This is a genomic window from Porphyromonas sp. COT-108 OH2963, from assembly GCF_000768895.1.
GTDB classification, from domain to species: Bacteria; Bacteroidota; Bacteroidia; order Bacteroidales; family Porphyromonadaceae; genus Porphyromonas_A; species Porphyromonas_A canoris.
On record NZ_JRAP01000008.1, the window covers coordinates 1 to 18,800 of the forward strand.

Genomic DNA, 18,800 nt, shown 5'->3' on the forward strand with positions numbered 1-18,800 from the left:
TCCTGAGCCAGGATCAAACTCTTCTTTGTCATTTTGTTTCTATTTATTCCTATGCTCAGTATCCTTACTCTATTTCCCAGGTAATAGTTGACGGGTAAACACTAGAAAGTTGTAAGATGCCAAAACATCTATCTACTTCTGTTTCCCTTGTACTACTTTGTTGATTTTTGTCTCAATATGTCTATGACCTCTTTTGTTGTCCAAAGAGCATTACTCTTCCTGCAAAAGTGGCACAAAGTTAAGTAGAATATTCTATACCACCAAACTTCTGCAATCTTTTTCTAAACTTATGAGTATTCTCGTCGGAAGTAAAATCATAAAATAGAGATGACCACTCCTAAAAGCAGCCATCTCGAAAATGGATCTAAATCTTCCATGAAAATCATATATCCAATATGTCTTTCTCTACTTGTATTTTTCTTAGAAAAGACTTAACTCCTGGTATATGAAACACTTCCTTTTGCAAAATACTCTGCAGACACCTCAACAGTCTCCACATCTGATACAGAGTTGGTCTTGAAATGTACCTCCTTTGTACCCGGAGAAGTTACCCTAAAGATATGGTACATATTACTTCCTCTCGTAACAACTTGCACACCTTGTTGTACGGGGTAGAGTGTATTGGCTTTTATCTCTATATAGAGAGGAAAAAGGTCTGCAGGAAAATCTGATGGGATATTGAAATAGACCTTAGCTACTTTTTCCTGACCAGATGGTACGGTATTGGAAGTATTGATCTTAACAGTTCCAAAACTATACGGCATTCTCAGTACAACCCGAATAACTCTTGCAAGAAAATCCCCTTTGGAAACTATAATACGAGCTTCCCTTGGTGAAGGAGGCAACTGATTTATGGCAACTCCCCTAATCTCGCCATTATTCGTGTTAAACTGAAGAGATCCGGCAGCTAAAACTTCCTTACCGGTCTCCTGTTCTATCCGGCATGTTACTCCCTCATTATTGAAAGTAGGGTTGTTAAGATCGGGATAGTACTTCGCCCAAGTGATCAGATCTTCAGATGCTTTGGTCAAGATAATCAAGGTACGCTCAACCTCAAGTTTGCTCACTCCATCACTTATAACAGGATACTTCTCTACTGTCGGGTCAAGAGCCGTATTGTTATGAGAGGCAACCTGCAAGGCAGCAGCAAACGTGGGAGAACCTCCTTTGTGTACATTCTTGATAATAATCTTATAATGATAGTTCCTTTCTATATCATACCTTTTCTTATCGGCATCTATAAGGTCTATCTTATAATATGTAGAAGCTCCTCCCTGATATTTACCTTTTATAATAGCGGTAGTAATATCTTTGGCACGTCCGTTTTTGCGCTCAAAGAGGAAACGTTCTCCCATACCCAGATTACTTTCAACCGCAGTATTAAGAACTATATCAAGTGGTTCATTCAAAGATCCCTCTTGGAACTTAAAGGTTGTTGTATTGTATGGAGCGACTGTTCCCTTTGTAAGCGTATTATGAAGAGTGAAACCTTCAAAGACAAAGTTTGCTGCTTGATTTTCGACAGTTACTTTCGCCTGATTTCGCAATAGAGATACACTTCCTTCAAGGTTGCCGGCATCAATACCATTCGGCAACTCCTTTCTCGACCAAAAGACTCCTCTATCTGTTGTCATAAGAGCTACAACAGAGGCTTCATCATGTCCTAAGATATGAGAGTCGTCCACTGTTGCCCAATCATGATTGGCGATAAAGTGAATAGTCCTAATGTCATCAGATTTAGGCAAGAGAGCTGAGAAGCGATACCCTTCTCCGGACAGGCCTTGTAATGAAGCTACTCGACGTGCGATAAGAATACCATACTGATTAAAAACCAACAGATTCAGATTCTCAACGCCACCATTATCTCTTAGCTCCACAGACTTGAATCCGGGGATAACAGCACCAAACTCAACCAAGACATCGCCCGTATCTCCCTGTTTTTTCTCATCTGCAATGTCTGTTCCCAATCTTGAACAGCCTGCAAGAGACAACATCAAGCATCCAATAAGTGTATAAATTATCTTTTTCATAAGTGTACTCCTTATTAGTGTTATTTAATATCACGGATACAACGCACGTGAGCTCTCGTCGGGGAAGAGCCCGAGGTATTATTGTTCACAAACAGGTAAGCATCATTACCGCTGTATGAATCCCAATACCATCGCCCCGTCATCAAAAGACCTTGAAGATTTGCGGGTAGATGTTGGAGTTGTTCGATATACTTCAACTCTGCTTCAGTCGGTAATCTCCATCCTCTCTTCCTTACTCCCGCTTCACTTTCTTCCCAATATAGAGCACAGTGTCTCTTGGCATCATTATATCTTTGTGCAACTGTTGCACCAAACTGAGAAGCCATCTCAAAATTAGGAGAAACCATCTTGGCGACATCCGCATTGTCAAGAGTATTGCCATCTGAATCAACCGGAGGGAATCCCAATATCAGTTCTTCATTGCTACTCGGATATTTTGCTCCTGAAGCGGAAGTTGTTACCTTATAAGTATAGGCATTACGAAGACCATTTCCCGAATTTACCATATCACTATAAGAATTGAACTGAGAAGATTTCACACTCTTTTCATTGGTAAAATAGACCCCCGGAGTCTGCTTTATATTAACCACTTCCGTAAGTGCCCCATTTGTAACCTTGAACTCAATATCTTTAGGCACCAAGTTCACAGGTATCGGACTTGTGATGGTAATATTTCCGGTTCCCACTCCCGAAGCTACAACTACTGTCGGCATCTGTGCAGGAGTAACAGGAGTAGTAACAGGAGAGCTACCATCAGCAGGCACATAGGTATATGTAACCTTCAAGGATCCGGGCACAAGCCTGACATCGGGTTGGGAAGAATTGAAGGTTAAAACATAATCGGTGATATTTGGCATATCCACACTATTCTCGGAAACAACGAGATAGTCGGATGCTTTAACCTCAGCAAGAATAGTTCTTGTGCTCCAATCCTTAATGGTATAAAACCCGGTCAATGTTACAGGTTCTTCCTTGAGAGCACCAAGAATATTGACCGTAACCCCTACATCATAAAGCAAATTACGCTTAAAGCAAGAGTTATATACTGCTTCTTCTCCCACAAGATTCTTGGGAACCAAAGGCAAGATATATCTATATGTACGTACAGTTCCGGTCTCTTGTTTCTTTAGAGGAAGCAACAGTTCGGCATACGCTCTGCTTTCAATATTGTTTTTCCAATCTTGTTCATAAGCATAAAATGGAGCCGATGTAGTGTAGACTCCTCCCGTTAGAGCCAAATCACGTGCAGACGTCTCTTCAAACTCGGTAGGAGTATAAGTACCTCCTTCCAAAAGAGCGGACTTAGCGACAAAGTGCTTAAACTGCACCGTTCCTGTATTAGGCGTATATTCATATCCCGGAACGGAAACAGAGTTTATCTTGATCCTAATCTTGGAGGCTGCTCTCTTAAGTTTAACCAAACCCAGATCACAATCCTGATAAGTGAGCACCTTAGAGACAAAACCTTCCATCACGAAATCCGATTGAGCCACATGTCCTCCATTTGTCTTGAAGTCGGCAGCCTGAATCACCTGATTCCGAAGATCTGCAGGACCATTATTAGGCACCCCGGGTGAAATATTGCTAAGGTCCACAGAGCTATTGGCCACGATATACAGATCGTAAGAGTTTGTATTTTTGAAAAACAGATAACCGTGATTGGACGGTATCGGAATCACTACACTATTCCCCGTGATCTGCATATCCGACGGCTTGATGTGCCACTTAAGCACTCCGGCGTGATAGAGAAAAATATCCAGTCTGTTTATTGTATTTTCATTCAAAGCATCTTCTCCATCCTCTATTGTTCGAGGAGAGATATCACTGGCAGCCAACCGCAACACTAAGGAGTTCTCCCGATCCGGTTCCATCCCCTCTTCTCTTTTACAAGAAGAGAGAGATATTGCCCCTGATAGTGCAACAACACAAGCCACCATCGTCAATAAAATCTTTTTCATAAGAGTATCTCCTTTATTTACTGAACGGCATAGGAGCCTTCTTCTGCTTAATAACTATTCTGTTACCAGGTCCTATCGAGGTATTTCCCTTGAGAAGAGGAATCTCAACGTCATCCACTATGATGAACAGTTCGGTAATCCGTTCTTCAGATCCTTGAGGATTACGAGGTCTTATCCTGATAGTGTATTCCTGACCCGCATCTCCCGACGATACAGCACCGCCTTCCTCTACAAATTCAAAATCGATCGGATTGGGTAATATCGCTCTCCAAGTAGCTTCAATAGGATTCTTCAACTCAAATGTAAACTGAACCACATCGGCAGGAGATTTGACTTCGATAGTCTTCTCATTAAATGTGAGATGAGGAACTATCCTGAATACTCTCTTGAAGACAAGATCCTCTTTAATAACATTCCATGGAAGGACATCTGTACGTAGAGTCAGATTATTTGTTTCTCCAAGATTCTTTAGCTCAGCCGTCAAGTTGTATTGATGATTTCGCTTTATGGAGTAATGATGATCCGTAGCATTGGAACTTTCATCATTGACATACCCCACATATTGAGTTGGGATATTATTATAATGAGCATAAATTGCCAGGTATGTCGCCCTTGAAACAGTATCCGCAACGGAGCCAAGATTCTCAAAGACATAGGCAGCATTCTTGCTACCGCCCCAGACATCTACACCCTCGTTCGTTACGGGTATAAAACTATTATATCCGGAAATAACATCCCAAAACTGTACACTTCCTCCCGGCACACCTTCTATCAAAGGTGTGGAGCCGGTATTCCGATAGAGTTTTACTTGAAGAAGCTCTATCTCCGCTCCGGCACTTGCATTCTTCACCTTAAGGGTTACTTTCGCCACGCACCTCTTCAAGTCCACTGTCATCAGTAGCGGAGTGGATTGAGAAGGAATATTTACTGTTGCCTTGCCTACCATTGTCAAAGGGACAGGTAGGAAGGTCGTTGTTGTCAATCTAATATTATCCAGCTGATCTATCGTTTTGATAGCATCCAACTGAGCAGATATACCTGCCGGTTCATTTGCTACTACTAAGATTGTCTTCTCTCCCGTAGTACTTTTGATTCTAAAAGGATTGGAAAATGTCAGCTCTCCTGCTGAGAAAACATCAATAGACTCAACGTGAGAACCATTAAAAACATAGACTCTGACCTTATTTATGACATCGTCTCCGGAAAACAGGTTTCCGGCTCTCATTTCCGATCCCCCAAGCATGAGAGAAATTACGGCATTCTTCTCAGAGGGAATGTCGGATAACAACGCATCTTTGCAACCCGTAAGAAAGAAAGAACCAATCAGTACGAAAAGCAAACAAACCTTTTCTGTTATAACTTTCATTTCTCTTATGTTTTTAATATTCAACTTCCTGATACACCACTCCCCAAGGAGTTACCACCACCTTAACGGAAAGATCTGCATCCACGTCTATAATAATATTGAGGAGTCTTCCGAGCTGTGGAACCAAAGGAGTGCCATCGGTACCATGAGTAAATGCTTTCTTAAGTTGTCCATCCCAATACATTTCAAGAGTATATGTCTTTCCTCCTGCATTGGGGAATGTATTGAATATTGGTGTAACCCACTGACCTGCGCCATCAAAAGCAAACGTAGGTTTGTATGAGACTACACCTCCTGTAAGTTCTCCATCTGAATTGTATGTATCCGGCGACTCTTTCAATACGAAAGATACCGATGATACTACTTCGGGCGATAGCTTACGTGCCACAATGCGCACAGAAGCCACCTTATGCTTTATCACTACGGTATGAGATTTTCCGGGTTCCAAACCACCGAACTCTACCGGTACATCCAACGATCCGGAAAACAATTCTCCGGGATAACCGGCGATTCCTTGTTTACTTTTCAGTTTCACATAAAGATCCTGTTTTTGCTTCACGGTTGCCATAGCCGGAAACTCCACAGACTCATCCAGATTGCCCCACGCGGTACAAGTAAGTATCTTGGAGCCCGGAAATGGGATCTTTACATGCATAGGCTGCTTCTTTTTGACCTGCTCTTCGGTAAGCTTAAAGGCCTCCATTACCAATCCTTTCTCGTCAAACACAAACATGACGACATCCTTAACAGCACCTGATGCAGTAATATCATTACCATCCGCATCAAGAGCTTGCACCGTTAGCTGGAAGGGTCGAGGACAGTCTGAGAGATCTTCTTTAATACATGCTGAAAACAAGGTCATCATCAGCACAAATAGGAACCAGCGTTCTACTCGATATGTGTTTGCACGATTCATACTCTTGCTTTTTTTAGTTTAACAGAGAATGTGGGCAGGCAGATTGCCTGCCCACATTAGTTTTAGGTTTTACGGAAGATCTTTCCGTCTGCTGTTCGGCTCAATATGTAACGTTTTGATTAACTACATTCCATGGAGCTACTTTAACCTTAACGTCAAGAGTTGCAGGATCCGATGGTATAATGGTAGGATCATTGTTGCCTGGACGCTTGATAGTTACGTGAAGCTTATACTCTGTGTTACGTTTAACCTTTCCGTTGCCACCACTGGCATCTCCTTCATAGGAATAACCCTGCTTTGTTACATTTACCAAAATAGAGTAGTAGGTAGTTCCTTCTGCATCTGTATAAGGAGAATTTTTAACAAGCTCACCGTCAGCATCTTTAAGTAGACCCTTGATGGTCAGAACCACAGGATGAGCTGCATCCTCATTTTCATAAGTGTAGAAGTAAGCAGGAAGCTCTGGAAGCTCTTCGAATGAAGAAATCTCATCTTGCAAAGAGTTGTGCTTTTCAGAAGCAGCCGGTCCTAGATCTCCTGAGAAAGAACCCAAATCTACCCCGCTATAGAAAGGAGCAGCCGCCATGTAAAGATTATCTCCAAACAGTTTGGATTTACCACGAACGTTGAAAACAAAAACTTGTTGCGGTTCAAGAGTCCAGCCTTCGAAAGTTCCGGAAAACTCCGTCTTTGCTTCTTGCAATACTACGCGAGCAGGTACTCTGACAAGAGCAAGAGGATCTGCGGAGATTTCGTTTTCATCACCGGTCTTAGTGTATCCATAAAGATTCTTTCCTGCCTTTATGGATATCTCTTTCATTTCCGAAGTCATCAGAAGACCTCCTGCATCTTCTATAACACCTTCTTTTACTGCTTCTTTCAGCTCATCAAGCGTAAATGCTTTACCAAGACCTTCTCCTCCGGCATTTGCCACAACAGCCAATGTAGCATTTCCTGCAGAGACTTCAATTTCTTTTGCTTCCATAGCGCCTTCGACTCTCTTGTATCCTTCCAAGACTTGTCCTTTGAAAACATAGACTTCAAAGTTCTTTACAGGATCAGAATCATCGGGAGCACCGAGAGCACGTAGCGTACCGGAATTGATTTTAACAGATAGCGTTGCTTGCGCTTCTTCTTGAGGTACATTGATGTCCTCATTCTTGTTACAAGCCATAAAACCTAAAGCAATGGCTGCAACTACGAAAATTTTACTCGTTTTCATAACCAATTAGAATTAAAAATGTGGATAAATATTGTATAACAAGTTGTCAGTTCGAGAGTATATAAATACTATCGTAAATGGATATATTACATCACAAAGTTGTTAGTCCATGCCACTAAACAATGGCAGAGAGAGGGTGGGGATGTAAAAAACATCCCCGTTAAACCATTCTAAAAGTGTAATCTTACTTACTTAATGAGCTTCTTACTATTTACTATAAGAAGAAGATATAGGATAGCGACAAGCCGGTAAGCCCGAAATAGTGGTACACACCCTTTTCCATGAGAGTTCCGCACTTTACACACTTAAACTTCTCATAGTCGAAAAGGACATACCCTAAGTCCAAACCGAGCTCCACTCCACTCCGAGCACCAAATCTCCAGAGATAGTTGTACCCAACTCCAAGTCCATAGCCCATCCCTTCGTAGCGGTGATCTCTAAGATTTTTATAGAGACCGAACGGAGGTTTTACCCCACCGAAGTTGTACTGTGCTACCATTCCTTGAAGGGCAAACGAGTGTCCCGTGAAACTTCCTTGAGGCCAATATCGGACCTCAGGCTTCACCATCCAATGCTTCATTCGTTGGTTCTCTTTGCTCCAAAACCAATTGTAGCTACCTTTTATGCCAACAGAGTAACGAAGAGCAACCGCCTTCTCGACCGTAAGATTAGGAGATGCACCCAAAGCCCAGTTCGCAAGATTGGTCTTGAAAGCCCAAGATTGCGCTAAACCTCTTCCTGAAAAAGTAAGAGAAAGAGCAAGAAGCAGAAAAAACATCAAGCACTTAGTTTTCATTTTCATTCAAGTTTAAAAGCGTTCTCTCCTCCCTTAGGAGATATACATTCGTTTTTTATATAAGTTACAAGTTCTATAATCTCATCCGGACGGTACCACTATCCTATGGTACAATATTCCTTATCACAATCCGGAAGTACAACAATCCAATAATAAACCGGGATGAGGTGTTTGTTAAAGGTAACAAGCCAAAAGTCAACGTTCAAAATCTCTACCCCAAGGGTCACTTCCAATAGCAAACCTCCCGTATCTCAAATGTAAGCATCTTTTTTCAAACAAACAAAAAAAATAGCAGGAAAAAGATGCTTTTTTCACCTAAAACAAAATAAAAATAAGTTTTAGGGGAATATATTAGAGCTTTGCACCGCTGATTCTGCTCTCTTTGCGGTAGCTCGGCACTGTCTTAATTTCACGAAGATAATCTATAAGTCCCTCAGCAGTAGTCCTAAAGAGAGATTTTCCTGCATCCGAGCGTTCGTACTTATAGGTTACGTTCATGTAGCTGCTCATAACCACCTTATAGACTCTATCCATATCGAAATCGGATCCATCAGGATTAAAAATCCGTACATCCTTAACATTTCTTTCGGCATCAAGTGTATATTGCAGTTTAAGTCCGGAAGGAACCATCGGGCGTTTCTCGTCCATTTCAAAGCCCGAAAGCATCATAGCGCGTATCTCATGCCCGGTAAGATTTACCAGCACCATTTCATTTCCGAACGGGTCAAGTGTGTAGACATCCATAAGAGAGATATCCCCCTTGCTCAGATTATCCATTCGGATACTGCCAGGATTGACCAAAGCGATCTCCGCACCCGCACTCTTTCTGAAAGCGTCCGCCATAAGGTAGCCGAGCTGCTCGGATGACGTAAAGTGGTCTCCGGCTTGTGCCACAACCTCTTCCAAAGGAGAAGCAGCCAGATAGCGTGCCACCATTTCCTGAATCTCCGGTCTCACATTGCCACTCTTTCCTACCGGCAAGAGCTTCATACTCTTTTGCACCTTGCCATCGGGATGCAGAGCCATGGTGATAAGCGTAGCATATTTGAGCTTGCTTGCTGCCTGCGTGATAAGGATGTCGTTATGAACCTGCTCGGTATCTATCTTTGTATGAGAGTGCCCTCCAATGATAAGATCCACCTTTCCGGCAGGAAGATTTTTTGCCAACTCTACATCGTTTTCAAACCCATAGTGATTGAGATAGATGAGAATATCGCAGCTATCTTTCAAGAAGGTCATATCTTTCCCGACCTGCAGCGGATCTTTGAACGAAAACTCCCTTACTCTGTCCGGGTGTGTATCCGGAATGTTTCCGCTGTTGATATCCAAAATAGAGGTAAAACCGACCCTCACGCCACTCGGCATACGGAGTATCTTGTAAGCCTTGAAAGGGAAGTCGGCATGAGGCAGTACCACATTGGCGCACAAATAGTCGAAGTTGGCTCTTCGGATGAGTACCTCCAGCGGGTTATCCTTACCGTTTGTGTCGAACTCATGATTACCAACGGCAGAGAGGTCAAACTTCAAAGCATTCATCAGCTCTACCATTGGAAGCCCTTTCGGAACATACTGGTCGTTCAGAGGATTACCTGTCTGATTATCGCCACCTGAGACCAAAAGAAGCCCCGGATAGATTCCTCGCAGGCTGTCTACCATGTATGCAAAACGAGGAAAATTGGGCAGAGTGGCATGTATATCATTAACGGCAAGAATATTTACCACTTGTGATTTGGTCTCCGTCCTTGCTATCTTTTTGGAAGTACCACAACCTACCAACGAAGCTGCAAGAAGCAAAAAGGACATCGGTAGAAATAAATAGTTTCTCTTGATTGTTTTCATAGCTTGTCTCCTGTTTTTTCACTCCTGCTCAAACATTGCCATATTTTGCGCCCTCTATTTTTCTTAAAGACGCGAAGCAGGCAAAGCAAACATCCCTTTCAAACTCTTTCCCATACAGGATACTCTATTCTACAAAATGATACGCAACTTCTGCATCTGCAAAAGCACGACATCTTTTCAATGAGAGATCAAAAAGAGATTTTTTTGCCAAAGCAGGATCTTCTATTATACCTATATTTTGCAAATGTATACGACAAAGGTAAATATTTTTTAAGCACGATTCACATTAAAAAGAACAAATAAAAGTTATGACAAAATCGCCTCCTACAAATCCTATTTTCATATATCCGGCTCCGGATGAAGATGAAAAACATTGCAGACAAGCGTACTCTCTTTTTTATTCATTCCTATTATTCTTTTAAGCGCAACAGAATTATTAAATCAGGCCGATTATTTTGACACTATTTAAAACAACCATTACCCCTAAACTCTAAACAAGCATATCCTTTCGGCTTAACCTATTTAACTTCTTAATAAATACGTTTATAGTTCTCTTTTGAGACATTTATCCGACCCTATTAGCGTTTTAACATTGTATTATAACACTTGCAAACAACATCTTATTAAATGTCTTCAAACTTCAACAGCTGTTTTTTTGCAAGAACTTTGAGCTAAAATCCTCTACCACTATTCTCTTATATCTTAAATCAAAAAAAATTACAACAAGCAAAACAGATTAGGTATTGGACTTTTATTTTTTTTATCTACCTTTGCGAGCAATTAGGACAAACAAGAAATAAAAACAACGAAATGAACAAGAATATGTACATGATGGCTATGATGATGCAAATGAGGTTTGCATCGGTTGTCTTGTACGCATAAGTTCCGAAATATACTTTGCAATATATAGACAGACCGCTGCAATCTTAAGACTGCAGCGGTCTTTTTTTGTACAATATCACAATTATATAATAACCCTAAAAACTTTAAGATCATGGCTACAAAAGCAACAACACAAGCACTACACGCCGCCTACGAACCCTCGGCAAACAACGGCTCAACGGCTATCCCTCTCTATCAGGCTACCGCTTACACATTTGAAAGCAGCGACCACGCCGCAGGCGTATTCGACCTGCAAAAACCGGGATACATATATACTCGTCTCAACAATCCTACCACAGATGTTCTGGAACAACGCATCGCTGCTCTCGATGGAGGTATAGGAGCCATAGCCACAGCAAGTGGAATGAGCGCCATTACCACTACTCTTCTCACACTTCTTAAAAGTGGAGACCATATTGTTGCTTCGTCCAGCATCTACGGTGGCACCTATAACCTGCTCAGCGTTACACTCCCCCGCCTGGGTATCGAAACCACTTTTGTAGACCCCGAAAACCCTAAAGCTTTCGAGGAAGCCATACAACTCAATACGAAGATTGTCTATACGGAATCTTTGGGTAACCCAAAATTGGACTTCGTAGACATAAAAGAAGTAGCAAACATAGCGCACTCGCATGGTCTTCCACTTGTTGTGGACAACACTCTTACCCCTATTCTCTTCAAGCCCATAGAGCATGGAGCAGATATCGTGATCTACTCTCTTACGAAGTTTTTCTGTGGCAACGGCACAGCAATGGGCGGTGCAGTGGTAGATGCGGGAAGATTCGACTGGAGCAATGGTAACTTCCCGGACTTTACCGAACCAAGTCCCGGATACCATGGACTTATCTATAGCAAAGTGTTCAAAGAGGCTGCATTCATCGTGCGTGCAAGGGTGGAAGGGCTCAGAGACTTCGGTAGCTGTATCAGCCCAACCAACAGCTTTATCATACTACAAGGGTTGGAAACACTATCCCTGAGACTCAATCAGGCATGTAAAAACGCCCTTGAGATCGCAGAATGGCTAAAAGAGCATCCTTTGGTAGAGTGGGTACACTATCCGGGACTTGCTTCCGACAAGCATCATGAGATATGCGCGCGCTACCTGAATGGAGGTTTTGGCAGTCTTGTTACGTTCGGACCAAAGGGTGGATACGATGCTGCCAAGTGCGTAGTGGATAACACAAAGATCTTCCGTATCGTAGCAAATCTCGGAGACACGAAGTCGCTTATCATTCATCCAAGCAGCACGACACACCGTCAGCTAAAAGAGGATCAGCAACTAAGTGCCGGAGTAACTCCTGATCTTATTCGTCTCTCTATCGGACTCGAAGATGTAGAAGATCTTAAAGCCGATCTTCATAATGCACTAACTCAATCTACACAGAAATGCTAAAGGAAATAGTCATAAAAGATTTCCGTTCGGAGAAAGGGGTGGAGCACTCTGACATAACTCTAAGCTACGAACTGGCAGGACCTTCACTTGGTTCGGCTCCTATCGTTGTAGTGAATCACGCTCTGACCGGAAACTCTTCCGTCACGGGAGAAAAAGGGTGGTGGAACAAGCTGATAAGTGATGAGGGAGGTATTCCTCTCTCTCACTACACCATTATTTCCTTTAATATCCCCGGTAATGGATACGATGGAAGAGAGAGCACAGACCCTGAAAGTTTTTCCCTTAAAGACATTGCCGCCTTGTTCATAAAAGGTATAGAGTCTCTTGGCATCACGGAAGTCTATTGTATCATAGGCGCTTCGATGGGAGGTTCACTCACGTGGCAGATGGCGCATTTACGCCCTCAGCTGGCAAAAAAGATATTCCCTATCGCTTGCGATTATCGGGCTTCGGACTGGCTTCTGACTCAGACACTGATACAAAAACAGATACTTGCCAACTCTTCAGACCCTTTACGAGATGCCCGCATACACGCTATGTCTTGCTATCGGACACCTCAATCGCTCAATGTTCGCTTCAATAGCACACAGGAAGAGCAGGAACAACTCTACGATGTAGAGAGATGGTTGCTCTATCATGGCGATACTCTGAAAAAGCGCTTTAAGCTTTCCGCTTATAAGGTAATGACGCATCTCACCTACTCTATCGCTGTTTGCAAGACAGCTTTAGAGCTTGCACAGATCCATTCGGATATTCACATGGTATCCATAGACAGCGATCTGCTCTTCACGCACGACCGTGCAGTGGATACTTATAACGAACTATCGGATATAAAAAACAATATCACGCTCGACACCATAAACTCCATACATGGGCACGATGCATTCTTAATGGAGTATGAACAGCTGAACCGTATTGTCAAACCTTACTTTCCCACATTGTAATGAAGATATTAAAATTCGGAGGCAAATCTCTTGACAACGGGCTTGGAATAGCCAAAGTATTAGAGATCATCACAGACAACCATAAGCAGGAACTCTCCCCCGTCGTGGTGGTATCTGCTCGAGGTGGAAGCACAGATACCCTTCTTGCTCTTATAGATAAAGCCCGAAAAGGAGAACCATTCAAGGAGGAGTTGTCTCTTTTCTGGGAACATCAGACAGAGTGTTCGGAGATAAAGTTTGAACAAGAGCAGGAACAGCTCCTAAGACTACTCACCGGAATTTCTCTCGTAGGCGAGTGCAGTCTGAAGCTGGAAGACGAAATCGTAAGCTACGGAGAGCTACTATCGGCCAAGTTTGTCGCTAATGCGCTGGAGCGACAGGGGTATAAAGCTGCGGCTATAGACTCCGGAGACTTTTTTGTAACGGATTCACACTTTGGCTCAGCCTCCGTTCACATAGAAGAGTCAAGAGAGAAATGTCTCCGGCTGTTCGGTCAGTTGCCTTCGTCTTGCATACCTATCGTTACGGGATTTATTGCACGGGACAGAGAGGGAGTCCGTACCACACTCGGAAGAAATGGCAGCAACTATAGTGCAGCTCTCCTTGCCAATTTTTTGGATGCGGAAATCATGGAAAACTTCACCCATGTAGACGGTATCTATACAGCCAATCCGTCCGTAGTTCCGGAAGCTCGAAAGATGGACGAGCTCTCTTACTCCGATGCGGCGGAGCTATCTCAGTTCGGAGCGGAAATTCTTCACATTAAAACCATAGAGCCTTTGCAGGATAAAAATATCCCATTGAGGGTGCTCAACACTTTCGGATACGGCTCCGGGCAGAACGGGACTCTCATCACATCCACTCCGAAAGCAAAGTCGGTACGAGCCTTGGCATCTCTTTCACAAAAGGCACTGATCCACTTCGAAGGACGCAATATGCTTGGGCGTTCAGGAATAGATGCTCGAATCTTTGGCGCATTCAAGAGTGCGGATGTCAGTGTCAGCCTTGTCTCCCAAGGCTCCACAGAGCGTGGTATAGCCATAGTGGTAAACGAAGTGGATGCCGATAAAGCGGTGGAAGCCCTGCACCAAGAGTTTCGCCAAGACCTTTTGGAAGGGAAGACCACCAAGATCTACGCAGAAAAAGGGCTTGCCATCGTTGCCATCATCGGTCTCAATCTGGCTGAATTTGACCGTCCGTACAGAGCGTTGGTACGCAACCGCATTCTACCTGTCCTGCTTAACAACGCCGTTCCGGACAATACTCTCTGTCTGCTTGTCCGAGGAGAAGAGGAGCGCATCAAGGCTCTCAACGTGATTCATGGAGAGATGTTCGAGCGTCCCAAGCGTGTCCACCTTGCCATTATCGGGCATGGCACGGTGGGAGGTGCTCTTATAGAGCAGATCATACACCAGCATACACAGCTGAAAGAGCAGAAAAACATAGACCTCCGAATATTTGCCATTGCCAACTCTCGGCAGTTGCTTCTCTCTCATACAGGCATCGGAAAGGGGTGGCAAGAGGAGTTGAAACAGTCGGCATCCGTAAGCAGTCTGGCAGAGACCATCGTCGAGTATGGGCAGAAGTTCGCTTTGGAGAATATGATTTTGGTGGATAACACCTCTTCCGAAGCCATCGCTGCGAAATATCCATACTTTGCAAGCAACGGCTTCGACATTGTCTCTTCCAACAAGAAATCGAATATAGCACCTTACGCAGACTATATCCACCTGAGAGAGACACTCAAGAAACACAGACGAAGCTACCGCTACGAAACCAATGTTGGTGCCGGTCTTCCTCTGATAGATAACCTCAAACTGCTCCATTTGGCAGGCGAACGCATTACACGCATTCACGGACTTTTCTCGGGAAGTTTGAGTTACATTTTCAATACGCTTACCGAAGAGCCTTCTCGCTCTTTCCGTGAAATCGTAGAGGAGTCTGCCCAAAGAGGACTCACCGAACCCGATCCTCGTGAAGATCTTAGCGGAGAAGATGTGGCAAGAAAGGTTCTGATTTTGGTGCGAGAACTGGATGTGGCGGCAGAGCTTTCGGATGTAAACTGGAAAAATCCTGTACCCAAACAGCTGAGAAAACTCTCTTTGGATCAGTTCTGGACGCGATTCGGAGAACTGGAGAAAGAGATAGAAGAGCTTCGGGGAAGCTGCTCTCCGGACGAAGTTCTCAGATATGTGGGAGACATCGTTTGGGACAATACAAAGCAGGAAGCCACTCTTACCGCAGCTCTTAAGCGTGTATCCCAAAACTCTCCTTTGGGTAGAGTGAGCGGCGCAGACAGCTGTTTTGAAATCTATACCGAAAGCTACGGTAGCAGACCTATTGTAATACAGGGAGCGGGAGCCGGTGCCGTGGTAACGGCAAGAGGTGTGTTTGGCGACCTCTTAAGGCTGGCAGAGGGCTACGAAAGTTAGACCGCTCTCTCCTTTAGACGAATGGTAGCAAGTGCGATACGGATAAGAGTTGGGATGTATCCTTTTTCTGTCCGGATCGCACTTCTTTTACAGATGAAATCATCTCCTCTTCCCCTCCCGGTATGCTTTCTCTTTTTCTTGTGGAGTGCATGATTCATAATCATGATGTCCCGAGTTCCGGTTTCGGTATGCTTGTTTTTTCTCTGTTCTAAAGCTGTTCAGAGTTTACGTTATTCACTTTTATATCTTACACTAAACCTATTCACTTCTTTAAGCCAAGCTTCAACTTCTGAAAATCGAACCTTGACTGCTCCAAAGCGAACCACAACTTCCACTCCTCGAACCCTGATTTTGAAATCTTATAAGGTGCGGGAAGTTTTCTAAAAGTGTTCGACAGATTTTTTATCCACGCTAATGAACATTTCTATTCTTGACCTAAGCGAATGCTCTCCGGCTTATCCGAATGAAGGAATCCGATGAACGACAATCTTTAACCCTCAGACGGAGAAAAAAGAGACAAGGAAGAGCAGAGCCAATCGGAGGTAAAATAGCAAAGGAAGAGGTAACATTTTTTCTTGGAGCTATTGCAGGATTAAAAAAAATGCCTAAATTTGCATCGTCTAAGAGATAAGACAAACACTCTTCCTTAGCTCAGTCGGTTAGAGCATCTGACTGTTAATCAGAGGGTCCTTGGTTCAAGTCCAAGAGGAAGAGCAGAAAGCACACAGCGAAAACCTCTCTATCCGGAAACAGATAGGGAGGTTTTTCTTTTTCCAAACAAGAGCACAATCTATACTAAACAGCAAACGAAGATAAAACAACACGAGGTTGCCTCTATTCGGGACAACCTCGTGCTTTTTATTTTTGGTTTTATCATTCCACTTTACTCACTCCAATTTTTCCTTGCACACTCTATAAAGGTGAAAGGAACATCTCCCGGCTCTCCTGTTTCATGATTAAAGCCGTAAAAGTTTATGGTCAGCACTTCGCTCTCTTCACCATTGCCCAAGTCGTAGGTCTCGATATACCATTTGCGTCTAAGTAGCCAGCTGTACTCATCATCTATTTGGGAAGGCATCTCATCGAACTCTATTCTGAGCTTATAGCCCTGCACTATTCCCTCAAAAGAGACTTGCCAAGCCTCACCACCGGCAGGAGCAAACTTGAAAATTCCCTTTACGGCACCATTGGAAGCAATGTCCATCTCTATCGTGGTGATATCTTCTCCCTCATCGCTATTGGTAAAACAACGCTTACCCACAGGCAGAAGCAATGGCTGAGGCTCCGGTTTGATATACTTGCAACTCATCTCGTCTATGACAAACTTATCTCCCTGCTCTATAAGTCGGACTGTGGAGAGTATGGGACCTCTCCATTCGTACTCGACAGTAACGTTGTAGCGAAGATCTCCCAAGGGTACCACTTTGACGTTTTCGACAGGTTCCATATCGTCATCCCCTGCTCCGAACAATCCTATTGCATCTTCTTTCGCAGGATAGATACCGCTCCACTTCTCTTTATAGTGCGCTTTGGCTTGTTCGAGCTCAGCATCGCTCATCTCGTTTCCCGAGCGAGTGTCGTAGAGCATATATGCTTCTTGGAAAAATTCATGCAGGCGAGGCGTAAAATCATTCTCATTGGAAGGTTGCGAAAATTTGCCATCTTCGGAGCCGGCAAAAAGGCTGAGAATCCAACGACCGCCGTTATCGAGCGATTCGTAGTCTGTTGTTTGATCGTTGTTTTCTGTGGAGGATTTGCCCGAACTGCTGCAAGAGAAAGATGCAAGGCAGATCGCCACCAAAAGGAGTAGATGTTTCATACTATTGATACGTTTTAGATAGATACTTGTGTATCTTTTTGGAATTTTATTCTACCGATCTTCACTTCACCGTCAAGAGAGAAACGAAAAAGAAAAACTATTTTGAGGAGGGCTCCAACAGGTTATTATCCCTCGCCCATGATACCGTAGCTGCAAGACCTTTTTCGAGATCATATTCGGGTGTGAAGCCTAAGCGAAAAATCGGGGAAGCATCACATCGCCAGTTGCGTTGGGCAAAGATAGTGTATTTGTCTCTATTGAGAGGTGTGAGAGAACCGGTCAGATTGCCCCAAAGTTGCCCCACGGCACAGCCGATATAAACCAATGGCAAAGGGAGGGCAAGCTTTAATACAAACTTCTTTCCCAATGTTTTCTGAATGAGTCTGCCGAACTCTTTGTCGGTATAACTGCGTCCGTCCGAAACAATGTACTTCTCCCCCTCCGCCTCCGGAGCTTCTGCTGCAATGAATGTGGCACGGGCAAGATCGGAAGCGAATACAAACGTCAGAGTCTGAGAAGATATTCCGGAGCGGACATACAGCCCCTTGGAGACGCTCTTGATAGCCATAAGGTAGTCTTGGTCATACGGTCCGTAAACACCCGTAGGCTGTATAATGGTATAAGGAAGTCCGCCGGAGTGGAGATATTGTTCGGCAAGAAGTTTGCTCTTTCCGTACTCTGTTCCAGGATTGCAGGGGTCGAAAGAGCGAAGAGGCTCGGTATCACTCGGAGGCGGACCATAGCTTCCCATACTACTCATAAGGACAAAACGTTCGGGCGGACACTTTGCCTGCCGGAGTTGAGCCACGAAAAGAGCCGTCTGTTCGCTATTGATGCGATAAAACTCTTCTGTTTGCTTCACCTTCGTTACCCCTGCATTGTGAATAACCAAGTGCCATGCAGGCTCGCCTTGAGGAGCTAAGCTGTCTGCAAGATGAGCGATGTGCGTCGGGGAAGTATAGTCCAACTCCACAAAGTGAATCTTAGGACTGTTCAGGCGAGAGCGGTTACTGCTCTTTCGGACAGCCGCCCACACTTCGTATCCAAGCCGGAGCGCCTCTTCCACCAAATAGCCTCCGATGAATCCGGTTGCGCCTGTTATGAGGACTCTTTTTCCGTTCATATCACAAAAAAGTCCGCAGTACTTTGAGGAAATCTCTGTACTTGCGGACTTGTATCATACCACTCAAGAGGTAAAAACTA

13 protein-coding genes and 1 tRNA gene are annotated in these 18,800 nt (G+C 43.8%); 4 read left to right on the plus strand and 10 right to left on the minus strand.

Annotated features, from left to right (window positions below; translation table 11 throughout):
* Window positions 1-431: 431 nt before the first annotated feature.
* The 7 genes from HQ39_RS03780 to HQ39_RS03810 form a co-directional block, all read right to left on the minus strand.
* Complete coding sequence (locus HQ39_RS03780; protein ID WP_152565496.1) at window positions 432-2,030, minus strand: FimB/Mfa2 family fimbrial subunit; 1,599 nt, start codon at window positions 2,028-2,030, stop codon at window positions 432-434.
* Window positions 2,031-2,050: 20 nt separating this feature from the next.
* Window positions 2,051-3,988: a hypothetical protein gene (locus tag HQ39_RS03785; RefSeq protein ID WP_152565497.1), complete on the minus strand. Its 1,938-nt coding sequence runs from the start codon at window positions 3,986-3,988 to the stop codon at window positions 2,051-2,053.
* A 13-nt stretch (window positions 3,989-4,001) separates the two neighbouring features.
* Entirely contained in the window at window positions 4,002-5,354 is a 1,353-nt protein-coding gene (locus HQ39_RS03790; RefSeq protein WP_036863928.1) for a fimbrial protein, read from the minus strand.
* Window positions 5,355-5,367: 13 nt separating this feature from the next.
* Window positions 5,368-6,270: a FimB/Mfa2 family fimbrial subunit gene (locus tag HQ39_RS03795; RefSeq protein WP_036863929.1), complete on the minus strand. Its 903-nt coding sequence runs from the start codon at window positions 6,268-6,270 to the stop codon at window positions 5,368-5,370.
* Window positions 6,271-6,370: 100 nt separating this feature from the next.
* Complete coding sequence (locus HQ39_RS03800) at window positions 6,371-7,492, minus strand: fimbrial protein (protein WP_036863931.1); 1,122 nt, start codon at window positions 7,490-7,492, stop codon at window positions 6,371-6,373.
* Window positions 7,493-7,706: 214 nt separating this feature from the next.
* Complete coding sequence (locus HQ39_RS03805) at window positions 7,707-8,288, minus strand: DUF3575 domain-containing protein (protein ID WP_160216106.1); 582 nt, start codon at window positions 8,286-8,288, stop codon at window positions 7,707-7,709.
* Window positions 8,289-8,639: 351 nt separating this feature from the next.
* Window positions 8,640-10,127, minus strand: a complete 1,488-nt coding sequence (locus HQ39_RS03810; RefSeq protein ID WP_081964569.1) for a bifunctional metallophosphatase/5'-nucleotidase — start codon at window positions 10,125-10,127, stop codon at window positions 8,640-8,642.
* 994 nt (window positions 10,128-11,121) lie between these two features.
* On the opposite strand from HQ39_RS03810, the gene HQ39_RS03815 reads away from it, so the two are divergent.
* From HQ39_RS03815 to HQ39_RS03825, 3 genes are read left to right on the plus strand one after another with little or no spacing between them, the layout of a single operon-like run.
* Entirely contained in the window at window positions 11,122-12,402 is a 1,281-nt protein-coding gene (locus HQ39_RS03815; RefSeq protein WP_036863937.1) for an O-acetylhomoserine aminocarboxypropyltransferase/cysteine synthase family protein, read from the plus strand.
* Window positions 12,396-13,346, plus strand: a complete 951-nt coding sequence (locus tag HQ39_RS03820) for an alpha/beta fold hydrolase (RefSeq protein WP_036863940.1) — start codon at window positions 12,396-12,398, stop codon at window positions 13,344-13,346. The genes HQ39_RS03815 and HQ39_RS03820 overlap by 7 nt, the downstream gene beginning before the upstream one ends.
* On the plus strand, window positions 13,346-15,778 hold the full coding sequence (locus tag HQ39_RS03825; protein WP_036863943.1) for an aspartate kinase: 2,433 nt from the start codon (window positions 13,346-13,348) through the stop codon (window positions 15,776-15,778). The genes HQ39_RS03820 and HQ39_RS03825 overlap by 1 nt, the downstream gene beginning before the upstream one ends.
* Here HQ39_RS03825 and HQ39_RS09585 read toward each other — a convergent pair.
* The gene (locus tag HQ39_RS09585; RefSeq protein ID WP_160216107.1) at window positions 15,775-15,942 is read right to left on the minus strand and encodes a hypothetical protein; all 168 of its coding nucleotides are present in this window, start codon (window positions 15,940-15,942) and stop codon (window positions 15,775-15,777) included. The genes HQ39_RS03825 and HQ39_RS09585 overlap by 4 nt on opposite strands.
* 476 nt (window positions 15,943-16,418) lie before the next feature.
* Here HQ39_RS09585 and HQ39_RS03830 point away from each other — a divergent pair.
* Window positions 16,419-16,492 (plus strand) — tRNA-Asn (locus tag HQ39_RS03830).
* A 169-nt stretch (window positions 16,493-16,661) separates the two neighbouring features.
* Here HQ39_RS03830 and HQ39_RS03835 read toward each other — a convergent pair.
* On the minus strand, window positions 16,662-17,597 hold the full coding sequence (locus tag HQ39_RS03835; protein ID WP_036863945.1) for a hypothetical protein: 936 nt from the start codon (window positions 17,595-17,597) through the stop codon (window positions 16,662-16,664).
* A 97-nt stretch (window positions 17,598-17,694) separates the two neighbouring features.
* Window positions 17,695-18,720 carry an NAD-dependent epimerase/dehydratase family protein gene (locus HQ39_RS03840; protein ID WP_036863948.1) on the minus strand — a complete coding sequence of 342 codons (1,026 nt, stop codon included), beginning with the start codon at window positions 18,718-18,720 and terminating at the stop codon, window positions 17,695-17,697.
* Window positions 18,721-18,800 lie beyond the last annotated feature (80 nt).

Coding starts and splice junctions, on each gene's coding strand:
- HQ39_RS03825 (WP_036863943.1), top strand. CDS start 13,346: ATGAAGATATTAAAATTCGGAGGCAAATCTCTTGACAACGGGCTTGGA.
- HQ39_RS03795 (WP_036863929.1), bottom strand. CDS start 6,270: ATGAATCGTGCAAACACATATCGAGTAGAACGCTGGTTCCTATTTGTG.
- HQ39_RS03820 (WP_036863940.1), top strand. CDS start 12,396: ATGCTAAAGGAAATAGTCATAAAAGATTTCCGTTCGGAGAAAGGGGTG.
- HQ39_RS03815 (WP_036863937.1), top strand. CDS start 11,122: ATGGCTACAAAAGCAACAACACAAGCACTACACGCCGCCTACGAACCC.
- HQ39_RS03810 (WP_081964569.1), bottom strand. CDS start 10,127: ATGAAAACAATCAAGAGAAACTATTTATTTCTACCGATGTCCTTTTTG.
- HQ39_RS03785 (WP_152565497.1), bottom strand. CDS start 3,988: ATGAAAAAGATTTTATTGACGATGGTGGCTTGTGTTGTTGCACTATCA.
- HQ39_RS03780 (WP_152565496.1), bottom strand. CDS start 2,030: ATGAAAAAGATAATTTATACACTTATTGGATGCTTGATGTTGTCTCTT.
- HQ39_RS03790 (WP_036863928.1), bottom strand. CDS start 5,354: ATGAAAGTTATAACAGAAAAGGTTTGTTTGCTTTTCGTACTGATTGGT.
- HQ39_RS03800 (WP_036863931.1), bottom strand. CDS start 7,492: ATGAAAACGAGTAAAATTTTCGTAGTTGCAGCCATTGCTTTAGGTTTT.
- HQ39_RS09585 (WP_160216107.1), bottom strand. CDS start 15,942: ATGATTATGAATCATGCACTCCACAAGAAAAAGAGAAAGCATACCGGG.
- HQ39_RS03835 (WP_036863945.1), bottom strand. CDS start 17,597: ATGAAACATCTACTCCTTTTGGTGGCGATCTGCCTTGCATCTTTCTCT.
- HQ39_RS03805 (WP_160216106.1), bottom strand. CDS start 8,288: ATGAAAACTAAGTGCTTGATGTTTTTTCTGCTTCTTGCTCTTTCTCTT.
- HQ39_RS03840 (WP_036863948.1), bottom strand. CDS start 18,720: ATGAACGGAAAAAGAGTCCTCATAACAGGCGCAACCGGATTCATCGGA.